Here is a 19,125-nt window from a genome sequence, read left to right as displayed (position 1 = left end):
ACATGCCACCGCTTGACACTGAAAGTTTGACCATCACCGAGGTCAGGCATCTGCCGATCGTCAAGGCTTATGCACAAAAAATCGGTCTGGTGGAGACCATCGACCGGATGGTCGGTTCTCAAATGGAATTGAGCCCCGGCATGGCTGTATTCGGCATGGTGCTCGACACCCTTTCGGGACGGACACCGCTTTACCGTCTGACCGAATTTTTTGAAGAAAAGGATACGGAGCTTCTCCTGGGCACCGCTATCGAACCGGAACGCTTTTGCGATACCAACTTGGGCCGGTCCATGGATCAGATTTTCGAGACCGGTACCCAGAAGGTGTTTTCTCAGATCGCGCAGAATGCATTGACAGTTTTTGCCGTCGATCCGCGACGACTGCATTTCGATACGACCTCCGTGAGTGTATTCGGCGATTACCATCTGGTTGATCCACCGTTTGAGATCACCTATGGTTACAGCAAGGACAAACGACCGGACCTCAAACAGTTTCTGGTATCGATGCTGTGTGTCGACCGCAACATCCCCATTTTGGGGACCACGACGGACGGCAACGCTTCGGACAAGACCTTGAACAACGAACTGCTGACCAATATCTCCGCATACATGGCCAGACACGGGCTTGAACCGGGCGCGTACGTCTATGTGGCCGACTCTGCATTTGTCACCGAGGACAATCTGAAGAAAGCCGACAGGCGTCAGACCTGGTTTCTGACCCGCCTGCCGGCGACCTACAAAGAGTGCGGCCGGATCATTCGTGAAGCCGTGGCCGCCGATGACTGGATCGACATCGGCCGCCTGGCCGAAGAACGCGACCGCCCCAATCGCTCAGTTGCCCGCTATCGGGCCTATGACGGCACCGTCGAGCTTTACGGAAAAACCTACCGGGCGATCGTCGTGCATTCCAGCGCGCATGACAAGCGGCGTCATAAACGCATCGATCGCATGTTGAAACAGGACCGCAAGCAGCTTGAAAAAGACTGCAAAAAGCTCGCGGACACCGTGTACTATTGTCAGGCCGATGCGCAGGTCGCGTTAGACAAACTGATTCGTCAATCCGCGTCCAGCTACCACCGGCTTCAAGCTGGTGTTGAAAAAATCCCCAAATACGGTCGCGGCCGGCCTGCGGCCGGTAAGCCCCGAAAGGTTTTGCGCTACGAATATCGCGTAACGGCGACGGTTGTGGAAGCCCCGCAAAAAGTGCAACCGCTCAGGGAAGAAGCCGGTTGCTTTGTCCTGTTGACGAATCTTTTGGACCAACAAGGCGACTGGTCCGCCCCGGAACTGCTCTCCCTTTACAAGAGCCAGATCGGCATCGAGAAGAACTTCAGCTTCCTGAAGGACCCGGCCATCGTAAACAGCATTTTTCTGAAAAAGGCCCAGCGGATCGAAGTGTTGGGCCTGGTATTGCTGATCTCCCTTTTGATCTGGCGTTTGATGGAGCGTTCCATGCGCCAGTATGTCGAGACCAATGACTGTGAGTTGCCCGGTTGGGTGCGACGCAAAACCAGAAAGCCGACCAGCTTTATGATGACGACCAAGTTCTCTTCAATCATGGTCGTTTCCATCGGGAACCACAGACAGTTGGCAAAACCATTGAAAGCTGTTCAGCTTGAGTATTTGAAAGCGCTTGGCGTCACAACTGACACATTCACAGCCCCATAAAGCGATGAAAAATAGTCGAATCGTTGCTGCTTGGGGTGCGGAATGTACGTTTTATGGTATGTTTTTCACTATTTATCGGGATATCTGTCGAATAGATAACACCATTTTCCCCGGGATGGACTATGGTAACATGATCCATTGTTATTTGAATCACTCGATAGCCATCGATTTCGTCACCCACCTGAACCATCCACTCATCTCCAGTGGCTTTATCTATCAAAACAACTTCGGTTCTGTCTTCACTGACATAAGTTGCTTTAAAAGTGTGACAATAGGCCGGTCCGCAAATTGCGAGAACTGAAACCAGCACAAAAAAGCAAATGCTTTTCATTTAGGTCTCCTTTTCCTTGATTCTAATTCAAATTGTCCAGGGAGCAGGTATTGTCATGTCCCCACGATTCGTCTTCGTAGGTAATTCTAACGCCATGCATTTCAACCCCCCGGAAAGACGTGAAAGATGGATAGCGACGAATGCTGCAGCCCGGAGTTTCTCCCATTGCAGCGCATTCTTCCGCAGTTAACCAATACGTCTGTCTTCTAAAGCTTGTCAAAGTATCCGTGCCCAAAGGTATCTGTGATCCCGATGAATGACCATCACCCGGATAGCTGCAGGGTGACCATAGACTGAAGCGGCTTAAAGCGAGTTCGTCATCGCCGAGGAAATAGACCACTCGTTTGAATTCTCCAGCTTTTATTTCGGGTATGTGAATATCTTCCGGATCTTGCAATGGAGCTTGCGGATCGGAAATTGATGAAAGCCTTGCATAGTAATCCTTAACGTCGTGCGGATACACATCTATTTCGTTTTCGTCCGATATTCCATTGCCGTTTTCATCGATTAATGCGATGGCCTCCGCGCTGCCGGCATCATACCAGTTCCCTGACAGGCAGACCTTATCCAGGTTGCTGAAAATGTCCAGCGGTGTGGGTTCGCTGATGTCCTTGTAACCCACGGCAATGGCATCCTGCTCGCTTCCCAAAACACCTCTATAGACCAGATTGATCGTTACATCCGTGGCATTGATGGGTAATGCTTCTTTTAACTCAAATTCCAGCTCTACGCTCTCATTGCGTGAAATCTCAGAAATATTTTTAGCTTCCGCTGTGATATATGAATAGCTTTCCGTTGTTTCAATATATTTGGACTGAAACGGGTCCTCGCCGTTCAGGGTAAGCTTGTATTTGACGACAAGTTCAATGCTGCCATCGGTCATTTCGTCTCCGTCCGGAGTGGTGTTTCGGGCGTTCAACATGATGTGTGTAAAGCCTTGATCGGGGTCTTCAATTATGGCATAAACCCCGGAGTGGTATTGATTGGAGGGCAGGGTTATTTCAATGCTACCGCGAAAGAAATAATCCAGCAATGCTGCGGAATAACCGATGGCACGAGGGATCAACTTTTTAGCGTAATCTATACAACATACATCGTCCAAAGTATAAGTAAGCCGCAGTGCCTCTTTTTTTGCATCATCATATTCCGCCGATTCACTTAAATGATAAAACCAATACCTGACAGTAAAGAAGTGATCTATGGGATCTCCGTTTTGTTTCGATAAATAAAAACGATTGTGGCTTTCGGAATTTTCAGCCAAAATAACTTCTCTAAATAAATCCTCATCAAAATTAATGTCTTCAAAAGAAGGATGAGGGTAATCATTCATAGTATCTTCTGTCCAGAAATTGGCATTGGTGTATTCGGCCAAACCGATCGTACGATTGTAACCATCTGGCATATTCGATCCATCGGGGAGATATTCGTCGTGATCCCAGAGGGCCGAGATCGGACTTGGCGCAGAACTGTTGGAAACAGCCTTATCGAAAATTGTATCCTCGGCAGAGAACCATTTGTATTCGAGGTTCTTGATCGTGGAAGGATGATTTTCAACCCATCTTTCATAAGGGTCTATTATTGGATGAGGATCATTTCTCACATGAGCCGGGACCGCTGCATCCGAGACCAAATGCATCACCTGTCCCAGTGATCGAAATGTTTTCGCATAATACTCCTCTGATCCGGTAAGCAATGCCTTATGATAATATTCCTTTGCCCATTGCCATGAATATTTATTATCGCTATCGTCGTTTTCAGAGTATGGAGCTTGCGCCCAATAGATCATTGAATCGTACTTCGTGAAAAATAATAATCCGGCCTCATCCCAATTTTCCTCCAACGGATCGTGGAAATGCCTCAAGCATCTCGAGGACGGTTTGTCCTCTTCGAAACCGCCTTTAACTATCCATTCCCATATTGGTTTTGTTCCGAGCATTGTATCTATTCCGCCATTCATGCCAAGCGATGTCATTAGGTAGCTATCAATATTTGCTTTATTTTTAACCGCCATTTCGTTAATATATCTATGCGTAGTTGTATTATCATAAGCATTTGCATTAAAAACATATATTTGGAATGCAAAGGCAATCAGTGCTATAATAAAGGAGCAATGTTTCATTCTTTTCTCCATTCCTTATAGGGTTGCAACCCGACATTAAATCTTTCCTCACTTTCTAATCTGCGCAAATTTGGAATCTCATCATTAAGAATATCTACTCCTCCAGGTATTTCTATATCGTAAAGATTATCCTTTCTTTCCTTGACAGTCATCAATTTGGGCAAATAAACCATTATGTATTCGTTCTCGGGGATCGAATAGGATTGTTCTTTTTTTAATGAGCTATATGCTTTGAAATTCCCCGGATATGCGGCGTAACCGGGTTTGAAAATAGATACGCTGTTCTTGTCATCCCACCATTCCAGTATTTTAAATAAATAGACGCTATGTGTAGGAATGCTGAACTCGCCATTGGCATTAGTTGTCGTTTCAATAGCATCCGCAAATCGCCCAACTGTTCCACCCATTGAAGAGCTTTTCGTATAATACCAAACCGCAACCACCGCCTCCTCGATCGGCTCATTGTTTTCGGCATCAACGACTTTTCCACTATACGGCCCGAACGTTCGGGGAAGGGCGCAACCTGACATCATTAAAATAGCTATGGCGACCAGGATTGATTTGTTTCGCATGATGATATACCCTCCTTAAAGAAAACCGGTCATAATTCCATCAATAATTTATCAGTAACTTTCTATCAGCCACAGTCCGTTCGCATCACGACTGAAGTAAATATAGTAGGTAATGGTGACAACCTGGCCAGCAATTTCATGATCTTGTTGAATTTTATATTTGGCGAGACCGTTAACGTAAGATACCATAGAGATATCCTGCATCTGACCGGAAAGGGTTATTAAATCAGAACCCAACGCGTTGTAGATACCTTCATATTTCTCCCTTTGATGCTCATGGTGGAATTCCAGCGCTCCATCTATATCACCTGTCATCAAGGCTGTTTTCATTTTCGTCCACTTGTCTTGCAGCAAGGCATCCAAAGCCTCCTCGTCAACGACTTCAACACTAACCTCATCCGTATAGATGTTGCCCTCGGAATCGGTAACCTCCACGGAAAAATCATGCAAGCCTTCTGTGGTGACCTGGGCTTTTCTTTCATCTAACGATACATCAGAGTAGGTAGGATCGTCAGGTCCAAAATAGGTCATCTGGACTGAAGCGACGGCAAACGAGCTGTCAATCCTCAGCGTGGTCTCGAAGGGCGACGTTCCCGAAACCGGGATAGCGCTCAGGCGGATATAATCCTCGGGCATTTCCGCATTGACCGTTATGGAATCCGAGAAAGTAAGCCCTGAAGTATCCGTGGCCGTGGCCGTAATGGTGTTTTCTCCCTGAACCAGCGGCACGTGATTGGCTGTGAACTGACCACCATCAATGATGGTTGCAACACCATTTACCATCAGGCCGGTTTCGAGCCCGTTGGCATGGGCAATGGTTCCTCTCACGATCACCGCCGTATCCGATATCACCGCTCCATCCAGCGGTTCGGTGATTTGCAGGGTGATCGGATGGTTTACGGTCAGGACCGCGCTCGCCGTGGCCGTTCCTCCGGAACCCGTGGCCGTGATGGTGTAAGTTGTTGATGACGATGGGGCCACCGTCATTGTTCCATTGGGTTCGACCGTGCCAATATCCTGATCGATGAATAAGGTATCGGCATATGTGGAGGTCCAGGTTAGGGTGGCGTTGTCTCCGGCCGGTATCTCCCCGGGGTCGACGGTCAACCGGGTCAACCGGGTGACGAGACCATCGGGAGATTCGATTTCATAAGGTGCGCCGGTGGAATACCGGCGGATGACGGTGGTGTTGCCGAAGCGATCGGTGAATGCCGTCGGGCGATTTCTTAAACAGCGATTTTCGGCCCAAAAACATCAATTTAAGGCCGTAAAACGGCCCATTTTTTGGCCTAACTAATTGATATTTTGTTATTCTGCTTGGTCCTATCCGAGTTCAGAAGACCCGAGTTCATAAACGGTATAGCCTAGGCGTCAGGGGCTTACTTTTACTGTATGTTTTTCATCATCGATCGGGATATCCGTTGAATAGACAACACCATTTTCCCCGGGATGGACTATGGTAACATGATCCATGGTTATTTGAATCACTCGATAGCCATCGATCTCGTCACCCACCTGGACCATCCACTCATCTCCAGTGGATGTATCTCGCAACACCGCTTCGGTTCCGTCTCCACTGACATAGGTTGCTTTAAAAGTGTGACAATATGCCGGTCCGCAAATTGCAAAAATTGAAACCAGCACAAAAAAGCAAATGCTTTTCATTTCGGTCCCCTTTTCCTTGATTCTAATTCAAATTGTCCAGGGAGCAGGTATTGTCATGTCCCCATGATTCATCTTCGTAGGTAATTCTAACGCCATGCATTTCAACCCCCCGGAAAGACGTGAAAGATGGATAGCGACGAATGCTGCAGCCCGGAGTTTCTCCCATTGCAGCGCATTCTTCCGCAGTTAACCAATACGTCTGTCTTCTAAAGCTTGTCAAAGTATCCGTGCCCAAAGGTATCTGTGATCCCGATGAATGACCATCACCCGGATAGCTGCAGGGTGACCATAGACTGAAGCGGCTTAAAGCGAGTTCGTCATCGCCGAGGAAATAGACCACTCGTTTGAATTCTCCAGCTTTTATTTCGGGTATGTGAATATCTTCCGGATCTTGCAATGGAGCTTGCGGATCGGAAATTGATGAAAGCCTTGCATAGTAATCCTTAACGTCGTGCGGATACACATCTATTTCGTTTTCGTCCGATATTCCATTGCCGTTTTCATCGATTAATGCGATGGCCTCCGCGCTGCCGGCATCATACCAGTTCCCTGACAGGCAGACCTTATCCAGGTTGCTGAAAATGTCCAGCGGTGTGGGTTCGCTGATGTCCTTGTAACCCACGGCAATGGCATCCTGCTCGCTTCCCAAAACACCTCTATAGACCAGATTGATCGTTACATCCGTGGCATTGATGGGTAATGCTTCTTTTAACTCAAATTCCAGCTCTACGCTCTCATTGCGTGAAATCTCAGAAATATTTTTAGCTTCCGCTGTGATATATGAATAGCTTTCCGTTGTTTCAATATATTTGGACTGAAACGGGTCCTCGCCGTTCAGGGTAAGCTTGTATTTGACGACAAGTTCAATGCTGCCATCGGTCATTTCGTCTCCGTCCGGAGTGGTGTTTCGGGCGTTCAACATGATGTGTGTAAAGCCTTGATCGGGGTCTTCAATTATGGCATAAACCCCGGAGTGGTATTGATTGGAGGGCAGGGTTATTTCTATACTGCCGCGAAAGAAATAGTCCAGCAACCCTGCTGAATAGCCCACAGCCCTGGGAATCAGTTTGGTCGCGTAATCCTTATTTACTTCATTATCATCTGTTGTCCACCTCAAGTCGTAATATATCGAAGAAGAATTCGGATGATAAGGGTGAAGCACACCGGCCAACGATAGGTGTTCAACGCCACCGGGATGCTTATTTCTGAGGTACACAAAAGTCATATCCCTTCCGTTCACCGGCCTGACATCAAGATTGAAATCTTCGCTTTGATAGTTGAAAAAAAAGTCCAGCTCTTCCGGCCTTACAGGCAGACCATACGCAAAAACTGTGTCTTCACTCATGAAATTGGCATAGGAATACTCAGCAATGCCCTGATCTGATCCGGAAATAGGCTCCGTGTCACTTGCGTCGAGCTGATTGGTGTCCATAAAAACATCTGGTACTATGATGTCAGTGTGTTGGCTCCAGTTTGTCCATGGGTTGGATCCATCTGCAGTAAAAATTTTGTTGTCTTCCAAATAGTCAAGTTTATTATTTGTCCATCTCTCATAGGGTTCCATTGGGCCATGGAAATCATTTCTGGTATGCGCAGGAACTGACGCATCCTGTATCAGATGGAGTGTGTGACCCAAAGCCTGCAGCGCCCAGGCGAAGTATTGGTCTCTATCTTCTTCGGTCAACTCTGTTAACGTAACAAGAAGATGTGGTACCCATCCTGATCGCATTCGGGTAATATCACTATCCAGGATCTCACTGTTGTCACCGATCAAAGCCGCGTAGTAAAGCTTTTTTGCCATCTCATAGGACCACTCGTTGGTGACATCATGGGAACGTGAAATCAGAGATTGGCCAATTTCGGCTCCGGAGGGAAACATATACCCTTTATCAGCAATTGGATTGTAGAAATGACAAAAAGCAATATCTTGCGGTTCACCCCAAACCATCTGAATGCCGTCTTCCCAGTCTGCGCCGTGTTGGATCCATTCAGAAAAAGTTAGATTCTTTACACCTGCATTCTTAAAATCTGCACCAGGCGGCAAAATCCCCGCCGACTCCAAGGCGGGCTGAATTTCTTGACTTTGTAAAACAGCATTTTCGGTAATTTTGATATGTACGTTTTTTTTATAGGCAATTGCGGCCGACAGAGATATGAGTTCGATAAATACTATTGTCATGCTTATTTTTATAATGTATTTGCACATTTATTATTCTCCAGAATCTACAATTTTCCTGTGGGAAGTTCCTTTATTTTTTCCACCAATTTTTTAGAGATGGGTTGTCATCCTTTAATGCCTTAACAAATTTTTTTATTTTTGATGTCTTCATACCCCAAGAAGCCAAAATGTTTAAACATTTGCCTGAAGCTTGCCTTCTTTCTTCATAACTCATTGCCTTATTCAATCTAACTTCGCATTTTCTCCATATTTTACAGTGAGCACGCCGTCCCACAAAATAGTTCCCATCCGGTGAGGTGTGTTCAATATGTTCAGGTTTTTCCATTTTTCTTTGTATTGCCGGTGGATGAGAATCATACCCCGGCTTAAACACCACGAGATCCATCTCATCCAGTCCTGACATGGGCCATAAGGTGAACGCAAAAGTTAGGGGGATCGTAAACTCGCCATCTGCATCGGTAACGGTCTCCGTAGCATTGGCAAAATGGTACATGGAAGCAATAAGCATAAAGTTTTCGATTTCCCAGATACCGGCCACACAAGCGCCTTCGATTGGTTCACCGGTGTCTGCGTCAATAACTTTCCCGAAGTAAGGCCCGTCCCAATATATGAACCAGTAAATCGAACGGTTGCTGAAGGTGCTGATAGCCAGCAATATCAACATGGTGATGATGATTCTCTTGCGCCGGTCTTCTATGGCCCGGTATAATCCACAGGTGAAAATTATGGCGAAAATCGTGATGCAGAATTTTAAATACAGAGGCATTTAAATTTTCCTTTTGTGTCTAAAAAAACCGTATTTTCCACAGACCGTCGGTGTCTTGTACGAAGATGACATAGGTCCCGGCGGTGGTGGTGACGCCGTCGACTGTGATGGGATAGCTTATGGTGTAGCGCGCATGCCCATCGGATACTTCCAAGGCTTCGAGCGCTCCCGTGGCTGAGATAATATCACCGATTTTGTCCGACAGGTCATTGAATACCAGGTTATAGGCATTCTGCCGATCAGAAACAAAAAAAGTTTCGGCATTATTGAAGTCTCCGGCAAGCAAGGCCGCCTTCATCCCCGCCCATTTATCCCGCAGCAGGCCGTCCAACTTCTCCGCGTCAACGACTTCAATGCTAACATCATCCGTATAAGTGTTGCCTTGCAAGTCGGTAACCTCAGCCGCAAAGGTATGTACACCTTCCGTCGTGACCTGCAGCCGTATTTCATCCATTGATTCATCGAGATAGGTGACGTCATCCGGCCCGAAATAGGTCATCTGGACTGAAGCGACGGCAAACGAGCTGTCGATCCTCAGCGTGGTCTCGAAGGGCGACGTTCCCGAAACCGGACTGGCGGTCAGGCGGATATAATCCTCGGGCATTTCCGCATTGACCGTGATAGAATCCGATAACGTAAGCCCGGAAGCATCCGTGGCCGCGGCCGTGATGATGTTTTCTCCCTGGATCAGGGGCACATGGTTGACCGTGAACTGATCGCCGTCGATCATCGCGGGCAGGCTATTTACCATCAGGCCGGTTTCAAGACCTTCGGAATGATCAATGGTTCCCCGTACGGTCACCGCCGTATCCGATATCACCGCTCCATCCAGCGGTTCGGTGATTTGCAGGGTGATCGGATGGTTTACGGTTACGACCGCACTCGCAGTGGTTGTCCCTCCCGACCCGGTGGCTGTGATCGTATACATTGTGGTTTGCAATGGATACACTGTCATGGTTCCGCCCGGCTCAATCGCACCAATATCCTGATCGATGGATAAGGTGTCGGCATATGTGGAGGTCCAGCTCAGGGTGGCGTTGTCTCCGACCGGTATCTCCCCGGGGTTGACGGTCAGTTGCACGATCGGCGGCGGATCGGCGTCCGTGAACGTAATGCTGATGGTCCTGGAGGTGCTGCCATGTTCGTTAACGGCGGTGATCGTATACACGGTGTCCTCGACTGGCGATACTTCAATGGCGCCGCTATCGGGAACCGCGCCGATGTCCTGATCGATGGAAACGCCTTGTGCGTGTGCACTGGCCCAAGAAAACTGAATTGTTTGTCCGCGATAAATGGTGCCGGATTCAATTGAAACGCTGAGTTCCGGCACGGGATCGGTTTCAAAATCCGCCAGGGTGAAGTCTATCTTTTTATTCTGGTCTTCCATGGTAACCGGCTTTGTTGCCGTGCGTCCGTCCGACAACCTAGCGGTAACGGTGTAGACACCGGGATCGATCGGGAGACCGTACCCACCGGCATTGGCCGTGAAGGTTGTTTGGCCGTCCACCGAGATCTTTACCCCATCCAACCCTTCGCCGCCAGTGTAATCCCCGCTGTTGTCGGCATCGTCGTAGACCACCCCCAAAAGGAAGTTGGGTCCGTCGGTGAAAGCGCCGAAATCACAGGTGACCACGCCGCCATAGGGGTAGTCCGCTTTATTCGGTTCGGGTTGGAATCCTATACCGACCTCCTTCCAAAGACCATTCAGGATGTTGATACGGTGCCCCCTGCCATCATAACCGGCATCGACAAACAGATCGTCGTGGAGGACCGAACTCAATTCATTGGAATCTTCAATCGGAACCCATTGTGCATTACTAGCCAAATTCTCGCCGACCGCGTTACCTAAGTAACCGGCATCGATCATTCGATCACGAGGTTGTCTTCCATCAAGTCCCTCATGAGCCTGGTATTTATTCACAACCATGTCTTCGGTGTGCAAGGCAGCGGCAAGGGATAGCAAACGATTGAAGGTCAACGGAGGCACAGGGTTCTCGCTAATAGTTTCGCTGGGAGGACCTTCATTGAGATCAATCTGAAGCCTCTCCGCTTCAGCCAAGGGATTGGCCCTGGCTCGGTTAATATCCTCAAGGTGAACCTGCTCTTCCACACTGGGATTGCCGTAACTGTTCCCGACAATAACGAGCAAACTGTCTTGTGCTGTCTTTCCCAAACCGGTTGCATTAATGGTATACACCGTATCCGCTTCAGGCGATACCTCCAACGATCCTTCGCAAGGCACCGCAACCATCAGCGGCTCAAGAACACATTGGTCGCTGTTTTCACTGGACCAGGAAAGGGTAACGGTTTGTCCGATTTGAATAAGATAGTTGCTCGTGGTGAGGCTGACAGATGGCAAATAATTAAAATACACGCTCACCTGTACTGCCGCCTGCTCTCCGTATGAATCGACAGCGACCGCCGTAATCGTATGCCGGCCTTCACCGTCCAGGTATATTTCAGCATGAAAAGCATTTTCGCTAACCAATGCCGAAACCCCGTTCACCGTAACGGTAGCTCCCGGGGTCACCTGACCGGTCACCTGAACGGTCGCGTTGCCGACAACAGCGCCGTTTACCGGAGATGCGATTGCCAATGTTATTGGGGAATTGTCCACCGTAACAATAACACTGGCCGTGGCACTACCGGCACCATTGACAGCCGTGACTTTATAGGTTGTCGTCTGCACTGGGGAGACTTGCAGGCTGCCGCTCATTGGCACCGTTCCGATTTCGTTGTCCAGGGTTACGGATTCAACATTGGTGGTTGACCAGGTCAAGGTGGCCGACTCCCCCCGGGCAATGGTTTCCGGTGTGGCCGAAATCGTTACCGTGGGCAATGCCGACGGATCGATCACTATCACGGTGACACTGTCCGTGACCGTAGCTCCATCTTTGGTCCCGGTTATCGTATAGGTGGTGGTCTGCTGGGGGGCAACGGTCATGGAACCGCTCACATCCACGGCTCCGATATCCGGGGTGATCGCGACTGAATCCGCGCCTCTTGACGTCCAGGACAAGGTTGTCGTAACAGATCCTTCACCGCCGAGGTAAATGGTTTCGGGCTCTGCCGAGATACCGACCGAAAAGATCGGAAAGATATAAGCCGAACCTGAATTATATCCTTTATCATCATCAAGCCTGGATCCCACGATGACATGACTACCGTCCATGGCCACGCTGGTTCCGAAATAATCCTGAGCCGCGCCATCGCTGGGTGTCAGTATGGCAGCGGCAGTTGCCGTATCGCCTTCGCCCTCCCCTTCACTCGGGGGAAGTTCTTCTCCTTCTCCGGGAACCGGCTCTTCCCCGCCGTCCTCTTCGTCAGAATCTGGTGTGTTCTGCGAGATCCATTGGGAACCTGAACGTTGAAACAGGTATACCGCACCGGCATCATCCCACATATTCGGTTCGCCCACTGCCGCCAGGTTGCCGTTGATAGATACGCTTTCTCCCAAGCTCTCACCAGCATCGAGACTGTAGCTGCCGATCCTGGCCTGTTCAACCCAGGCGCTGCCGTCATACATGAAAATGTAAGCCGCGCTTTCAGCCATTGCTTCGGCACAACCGGGACTGCCTACGATGGCGTAATTGCCGCTGATGGAAACCGCCGTACCGAAAGATGCCCATTGGTTTGTTTCGGCAGGAATTAGTTGGAACTCTTCAATCCATTCTGAACCGGCTTGCCGAAAAATATAAGCGGCACCGATACCGTTATTTGCTTGCAGATCTCCTGCTATCAGCACATCGTCATCAATAGAAACCGAGGAACCAAAAGAACCACTCGCTGCACCTTCACTATTGGTCAACGTTGCAGTTTCAACCCAGGTCCCGCCTTGCCCCGTGAATACATAAACCGCCCCCGAGCTGCCGTGTCCCCGTGCGCCGACAATTATGGTGGTTCCACTTACGGCTACACAATCTCCGAAATAGTCCCATTCCTCACCATCACCGGCGACCAAGCGGGCCTGTTGGTTCCAGCTGGTCCCGTCATAGGCGAAAACATAAGCCGCGCCGGTATCTCCGTTTCCACTGGGGGCACCCACGACAACCGTATCGCCGCTGATAGATACCCAGGAGCCAAAATTGTCTCCTGACGCTCCATCGTCAGCGGTCAGCTTGGCCTGCTCAACCCAGGTGGCGCCTTCTTTTCTGAAAATGTAGGCCGCGCCCGCATCACCGCTATCCGGAGCACCGACAACGGCATATTCGCCATCGATGGCAACCGTTTTGCCAAAATCGTCTTGGGCTTCACCATCGCTTGCAGTCAGTTTGATCTCATCGGTGACCGCGTGGTCAATGGTAACGGCCCCCTGGCTGTATGCGACCACCGGGTCGTTTACCCCATCCTCGATACGCGCATAAACATAGTAGCTGCCTGCAGGAACGTCCGTTGTGTTCCATATGTATCTATCGTCTAATCCGTCAGGGTCTTCGTTGATCCCGCTGGCGATCAGTGTCCCGTCAGCCCCGCTGTTGTTGATGTCATAATAAAGGGAGATAACGGCATTGCTGTCATAATCCGTATCATTCCATTGGATGGTATAGCTGTCATGCGCAAGATCGTCATTGCCATCCGGTTCGGTGAGTCTGATTGACGGCGGATTCAATACCGTAACCATAGCTTCAGCCGATGTCTCGCCACCACGACCCGTTGCGGTGATTGTATAGGTCTTTGTAATTGTGGGCGTAACCGCGATCGAACCGGTTGGAGCGACCGGGCCGATGTCCGGTTCTATAACGTAGCTGGCAGCATGGTCCGCCTGCCAGATCAAGGTGGCCGCCTGTCCCTCGATAATCGTTTCGGGATCGGCATGAATCTCTGCCGTTGGCGCCAGGCAGGTCAGGGTTACCCGATCGGTGGATTCGCCTCCAGGACCGGTGGCTTTTATGGTATATGTGGTGCTTTGGTTCGGATCGACAACAAGGCTGCCCCCAGACTGCACTTCGCCAATTCCCTGGTCAATGGAGCATATATCGGCGTTGCTAAAGGTCCATGCCAATGTGGCGTCCTCGCCTTCATCGAGAAATTCCCGATCCGCATGAATCTCAACGGTCGGTCGGGTATAACCTACCGTCACACTGTTTTTCGCCGTGCCACCAGGCCCCGTGGCCGTAATGGTATACGTGGTATTCACTTGCGGGGAGACAACCACACTCCCGCCCAATTGCACTTCGCCGATGCCCTGGTCGATTTCGCATGTGTCCGCGTTGCTGAAAACCCATGTCAACGTCGAGGATTGACCCACCACGTCGAGATGCCCGGGATCGGCAAAAATCGATGCCGTGGGCTTTACATAGGACACGATTGCCGTTCTTTCGATAATTCCACCCGGTCCGACCGCAATAAGCGTATAGGTCGTGTTTTGATCCGGGGAAACAGCGATGTTGCCGCTAAGAGGTACCTCTCCGATATCCGGTTCAATGCTGCACGACGTAGCCAACTCCGTTGACCATGTCAGGGTAGCGGATTCTCCGGTCTTAATAAACGCGGGGCTGGAAGAAAAAGTTATGATCGGAAAAGGATAATCAAGAGTTACGGATTTTGTATCCGTGATCTGGTCGCATGTTGCCGTAAGTGTATAGGTCACAGGCAGTTGATCGGGAGTCACCACCATACCGCCGCTTGTCGGCACACTACCAACCCCCTGATCCAAACTGCAGGCGTCATAGCACTCGGTGTTCCAATAAAGGGTCGTGCTTTCGCCGGGAAGCACGTTGGTTTTGCTTGCTCTTAGTTGAAGTTCTCGTGGGTAGATATCAACATAATCCGTAGCCATGTTGCAGGAAATCGTGTATATTTTTTGGTCCTCGCCTGGAAACACTTCCATAGAGCCATTTAAGCCCACACTACCGACATCGGGAGAGATGGAACAATCGTCGACCTGGCTGGTGGACCATTCCAAGGTAACCGGTTCACCCGCTGTCCAGCAGCAAGGAACGATGGCATCGAGCGTTGCGCTGGGTACACACGGATAAACCATTAACTTTCCTGAAGTCACCCCTGCAGCGTTCGAACAGGTAAGTGTATACTCCGCAGGCAGCTGTGCGGGCGTTACCACCACCGAACCATTGGGCAAGACCTCTCCGATTCCCTGATCTATGAAACAACTGTCGGCACATTTGCTGGTCCATTCAATCTGGCCGGGCTCTCCCAAGGAACCGATACAGCTTGCAGAAAGTTTGGTAATTGATGGTTTGCGGGGAACCGTTCGGGCAACCTGGCCAGCGCCGTTCGTAGCCGTAATGGTATATACGACGGGTGGATCAGGAGATGGAATATTCATGCTTCCTATGGCCGGAACCTCTCCAATCCCCTGATCGATGACCACGGTTTCGGCTCTTTCGGTCTGCCAGGTCAGCGTAATATCCCCGCCGGGATTCACACCCGAACAAGGCTCCACGTCAAACTGAACGATGGGCAGATATGTCAGAAATCCTGTAAATCTTTGTGTATCTTCACCGCAGCGTCCATCATTTACCCGGACATCAACAGTAAACCCTGTTCCCTGCCCTGCAGTGGGTGTCCATTCGATCAGACCGTTGAACGGATCCAGGGCCATCCCTTCCGGACCTTCTATTAAGGAATATGTAAGTGTATCCAGATCCGGATCCTCGGCCTCTATTTGATACCTGTATGCTTCTCCATAGGTGGCGTTGGTAACCGGAGAGGAGGTGATTCTTGGAAAATCGATCTCACCCGGCTGGGACTGGTGAGACAATTTATCTATCCGGGTGATCGCTCCGCTGGTACCGTCCAGGTTGAAAACATGCCAGACATTCCCGGCACCGGCCGGAGCGTTAAATACCAGTGGGTCATTCCCGGATCCGGAGTAAACCGTCACGGTGGCGCCCGAGCTGGCCAAGGCCGCGCTGTTAACGGAATTTCGATTGGTGAAATCATGAACGTAGAAACGGTAGGTTCCCGGATCCATCTGTGAGATGGTGATGGTCTCGGGGCCGTATGATTCCCGGTCGTCGACGTCTAAATCAGCCCCGGAGATCGTACGATTCCAGTAAAAACAGTGCTCCCGACAGCCATCGGGATTGGGGGCGGTCAGGTGCGCCTCCAGGTCTGCGGGATTTTCTCCCCAGGTCAATACAATTCGAAATTCTCCCGGATTTAAAACGGGAGAAAGCACTAAATCCTGATGGGTTAGGGTTTCATCCGGCAAGAGAACGACTCGCCGTTGCCCTTCGATATAGTCCTGCAGGCTGGCAACCACATAATAGGTGCCGGGATCGATCTGTGAAAAGGCAAACCCGCCATAGGAATCCGAGCCGGTCTGTTCGACGACTGCTCCGGGAATGCCGTTGCCATCTTCATGTAAATAAACCGATACGCCGGAAAGGATCGCACCGGTTTGCGCATCAATCACCTGCCCGGATATGCCATCGGTCGCAGGCAATGAAGTGCAAATGGCCATTTCGGCAGAAACCAGGTTGTTGATCTCATCGATTTCACCCAGTATACCGACTCCGGTGCCGTTATCGTCGGCATGAGCATAAATAATTGTGATACCTGCAGCCGGATCGGGCCATTGGAGTGTCAAGTCCTCATATTGGCCCGGATCAAGAATTTGGGTCGTCAAAACCGTTCCAATTGGTGAGCCCCCGTTTTCGGGATCGCCATCGTAAAAAATAACCGGCACACCGCTTTGAACAGCTGAGTCTCCGGCATTGCCGATACGCGCGGTCAGGACTACCTCGTCCGGGCAGCTGGCAGCATCCATTGTCAAAAACGAAGCGCTCAGGTCGATACCGTTGGAGCTGGTAGCGAGGATGTTGTTCGCTTCATCGTCTTCGGATATTTCATCTGCGCTGTCGACAAATACGTGCATCCGGTTGTCTCGAAACAGCAACTGACCGGTAAATTCGATGGAAGTATTGATTGCTTCGCCGGCTCCGGGGCCTGCTGAAACAGTCGTTTCGCCCAATCGATTATCTTCGTCCTCTTCGTAACGCTGGTTCAGGTTGGTGTCTTCAAACAAAACGATCTGGTAGGGTGTGGAAACCGCAGTGCTGCCGTTATTGGCCACCGTAACCATGGCCAGGCCGGATACTTTGGCCGATCCGTCGTCTTCGATATTGGAAGAGACCTCTATTTGGATCGGTTCCAGGTCGATCGTTGCCAACAGTACCACGGTAATGCTGGCCACCTGTGTGTCATCGCCGTCTTCGGCCAGGACGCTGATTGTATTCGTCCCCGGCACTAAAGGAACGTTATCTGCCGTGTATTCGTTCCCGCTGACCGTTGCAGCAATCCCGTTGACGAATACGGATGCACTGGAACGATTCACTGTTCCGGCTACAGTGATGCTTGCAGTGGCAAATTCCTGTCCCGATGTCGGGATAGTAATTTCTATTGTCAAAATACCAGGTACGACCTGTATCTCCACCACGGCCGTATCCGTTCCGCCCTGGCCGTCGCTGACGGTGTAGGTAAAGCTGTCCGCACCGCTAAATCCATCGTTCGGGGTATACGTAAAGGTGCCATCTCCATGGCTGACGACCGTTCCGGTGGTGGCTTGGCTATAGTCTGAAACAATAAGGTTGTCTCCGTCGACATCCGAATCGTTTAGGAGCACGTTGGTTGTGGTTACAGGAATGTTCTCTTCGGTTAATACGGTATCATCCGTTGCAGCCGGAGCCGTATTTTCAAAGATGACCGTAGCGCTATCCGTCGTTGTACCGTCGGGGTTAACTGCCGTGAGGGTATATGTCATGGTCTGTGAAGGTGAAACCGTGATCGAGCCGACAGGGTCGACTTGGCCGATGCCTTGATCGATAAAGACGGAATCGGAATTGGTTGCTGTCCATGCCAGGGTTGAAAATTCTCCAGTATGAACCGTTCCCGGGTTGGCCTCAATAGAGACTTCCGGAGGCTGGAGGACGGTTATAATTGCAATTGCGGTTGTCGTTCCTCCGGGACCTGTGGCAGTGAGGGTATATGTGGTTGTTTGCAGCGGTGTTACTGAAACCGATCCGGTCAGGTCAACCGGGCCAATGCCTTGATCGATGGAAACGGAGTCCGCATTCGTCGCGGTCCAGGCCAAGGTTGAGGATTCTCCGATCAGGACAATCGTTGGTGTGGCTTCCAAAGAAACACTAGGCGGATGCAGGACTGTAACGGTCGCATGGGTTGTTGTTGTGCCGCCAAGCCCCGTAGCCGTAAGCGTATATGTCGTGGTTTGCGAAGGTATAACTGAAATTGACCCGGAAGTGGCAACCGAACCGACGCTCTGGTCGATAGATACTGAATCGGCATCGGTGGTCCATGTCAAAATTGCAGATTGCCCGGCAATGACGCTCCCCGGATCTGCCGCAAAAGAAATAATTGGGGCGGGAATGTTCTCCGTGATGTCGATTGTAAGATAGCTACCCGGCGTGCTGCTAAGCTCGACCTCGAGGACGTTTTGCTCGGAGAGAGTTACTGTGGCTTCTAAGATATAGACATTTTTATTAAAATCGCTGGGACCAAAAATTTCAACGCCATTGACATGGATCCAAGCGCTGCTCACGCCATCTTCAACCCTTTTCCCGCCATTATAGTTCCCATTTTTTAATAAAAGTCTGCCCTGACCCGGAACACCGGAAAAGGTGTCAGAATAAAAATTCGGCTCACCTGTCGTACGCAGGTACTGCTTCGCCCCAAATAAAGTTACCTCACCAGAAAAAGCCGAAGCCTGGATGAAAGTTACTCCGATAAGAAATACAAAGGTAAGAAGCGCAAGTCGTTTCATACATTCCTTTCAAGGACTACCGACGTTTCAAGATTTGGCAAAAAACCGAATTTCTGTTTCCCTGTGGAACCGACATGTAACCAT

The 19,125-nt window shown here is 50.0% G+C and carries 9 protein-coding genes; 1 reads left to right on the top strand and 8 read right to left on the bottom strand.

Going from position 1 to position 19,125, the window contains the following annotated elements; all coding sequences use genetic code 11:
- The first annotated feature begins 2 nt into the window (after nt 1–2).
- Nucleotides 3–1,667 (top strand): IS1634 family transposase, encoded by a 1,665-nt coding sequence (locus tag DSCA_RS29895; RefSeq protein ID WP_155315006.1) that lies wholly within the window; start codon nt 3–5, stop codon nt 1,665–1,667.
- Here the strand turns inward: DSCA_RS29895 and DSCA_RS29890 are convergent.
- The 8 genes from DSCA_RS29890 to DSCA_RS29855 form a co-directional block, all read right to left on the bottom strand.
- On the bottom strand, nt 1,654–1,998 hold the full coding sequence (locus DSCA_RS29890; RefSeq protein WP_155319908.1) for a hypothetical protein: 345 nt from the start codon (nt 1,996–1,998) through the stop codon (nt 1,654–1,656). The two genes, DSCA_RS29895 and DSCA_RS29890, sit on opposite strands and share 14 nt — an antisense overlap.
- A gap of 22 nt (nt 1,999–2,020) precedes the next feature.
- Nucleotides 2,021–4,117, bottom strand: coding sequence for a phospholipase C/P1 nuclease family protein (locus tag DSCA_RS29885; RefSeq protein ID WP_155319907.1), 2,097 nt, complete (start codon nt 4,115–4,117; stop codon nt 2,021–2,023).
- The gene (locus DSCA_RS29880) at nt 4,114–4,689 is read right to left on the bottom strand and encodes a peptidase associated/transthyretin-like domain-containing protein (RefSeq protein ID WP_155319906.1); all 576 of its coding nucleotides are present in this window, start codon (nt 4,687–4,689) and stop codon (nt 4,114–4,116) included. Before DSCA_RS29880 ends, DSCA_RS29885 begins: the two co-directional genes overlap by 4 nt.
- A 51-nt stretch (nt 4,690–4,740) precedes the next feature.
- Entirely contained in the window at nt 4,741–5,796 is a 1,056-nt protein-coding gene (locus DSCA_RS29875; RefSeq protein ID WP_155319905.1) for a hypothetical protein, read from the bottom strand.
- A gap of 264 nt (nt 5,797–6,060) precedes the next feature.
- The gene (locus tag DSCA_RS29870; RefSeq protein WP_155319904.1) at nt 6,061–6,354 is read right to left on the bottom strand and encodes a hypothetical protein; all 294 of its coding nucleotides are present in this window, start codon (nt 6,352–6,354) and stop codon (nt 6,061–6,063) included.
- Between the two features lie 22 nt (nt 6,355–6,376).
- Nucleotides 6,377–8,560 carry a phospholipase C/P1 nuclease family protein gene (locus DSCA_RS29865; protein ID WP_155319903.1) on the bottom strand — a complete coding sequence of 728 codons (2,184 nt, stop codon included), beginning with the start codon at nt 8,558–8,560 and terminating at the stop codon, nt 6,377–6,379.
- A gap of 43 nt (nt 8,561–8,603) precedes the next feature.
- Nucleotides 8,604–9,299 (bottom strand): peptidase associated/transthyretin-like domain-containing protein, encoded by a 696-nt coding sequence (locus tag DSCA_RS29860; RefSeq protein ID WP_155319902.1) that lies wholly within the window; start codon nt 9,297–9,299, stop codon nt 8,604–8,606.
- A gap of 19 nt (nt 9,300–9,318) precedes the next feature.
- Nucleotides 9,319–19,041 (bottom strand): Ig-like domain-containing protein, encoded by a 9,723-nt coding sequence (locus DSCA_RS29855; protein WP_155319901.1) that lies wholly within the window; start codon nt 19,039–19,041, stop codon nt 9,319–9,321.
- Nucleotides 19,042–19,125 lie beyond the last annotated feature (84 nt).

Source organism: Desulfosarcina alkanivorans (assembly GCF_009688945.1).
In the GTDB taxonomy this organism is placed as follows: Bacteria; Desulfobacterota; Desulfobacteria; order Desulfobacterales; family Desulfosarcinaceae; genus Desulfosarcina; species Desulfosarcina alkanivorans.
Note: the sequence above shows the minus strand (reverse complement) of the source record. Positions and strands in the feature narration are given on the sequence as shown.

Excerpts from the sequence above, each read along its gene's own strand:
- DSCA_RS29880 (WP_155319906.1), bottom strand. The coding sequence starts at position 4,689 with ATGCGAAACAAATCAATCCTGGTCGCCATAGCTATTTTAATGATGTCA.
- DSCA_RS29870 (WP_155319904.1), bottom strand. The coding sequence starts at position 6,354 with ATGAAAAGCATTTGCTTTTTTGTGCTGGTTTCAATTTTTGCAATTTGC.
- DSCA_RS29890 (WP_155319908.1), bottom strand. The coding sequence starts at position 1,998 with ATGAAAAGCATTTGCTTTTTTGTGCTGGTTTCAGTTCTCGCAATTTGC.
- DSCA_RS29860 (WP_155319902.1), bottom strand. The coding sequence starts at position 9,299 with ATGCCTCTGTATTTAAAATTCTGCATCACGATTTTCGCCATAATTTTC.
- DSCA_RS29885 (WP_155319907.1), bottom strand. The coding sequence starts at position 4,117 with ATGAAACATTGCTCCTTTATTATAGCACTGATTGCCTTTGCATTCCAA.
- DSCA_RS29895 (WP_155315006.1), top strand. The coding sequence starts at position 3 with ATGCCACCGCTTGACACTGAAAGTTTGACCATCACCGAGGTCAGGCAT.
- DSCA_RS29855 (WP_155319901.1), bottom strand. The coding sequence starts at position 19,041 with ATGAAACGACTTGCGCTTCTTACCTTTGTATTTCTTATCGGAGTAACT.
- DSCA_RS29865 (WP_155319903.1), bottom strand. The coding sequence starts at position 8,560 with ATGTGCAAATACATTATAAAAATAAGCATGACAATAGTATTTATCGAA.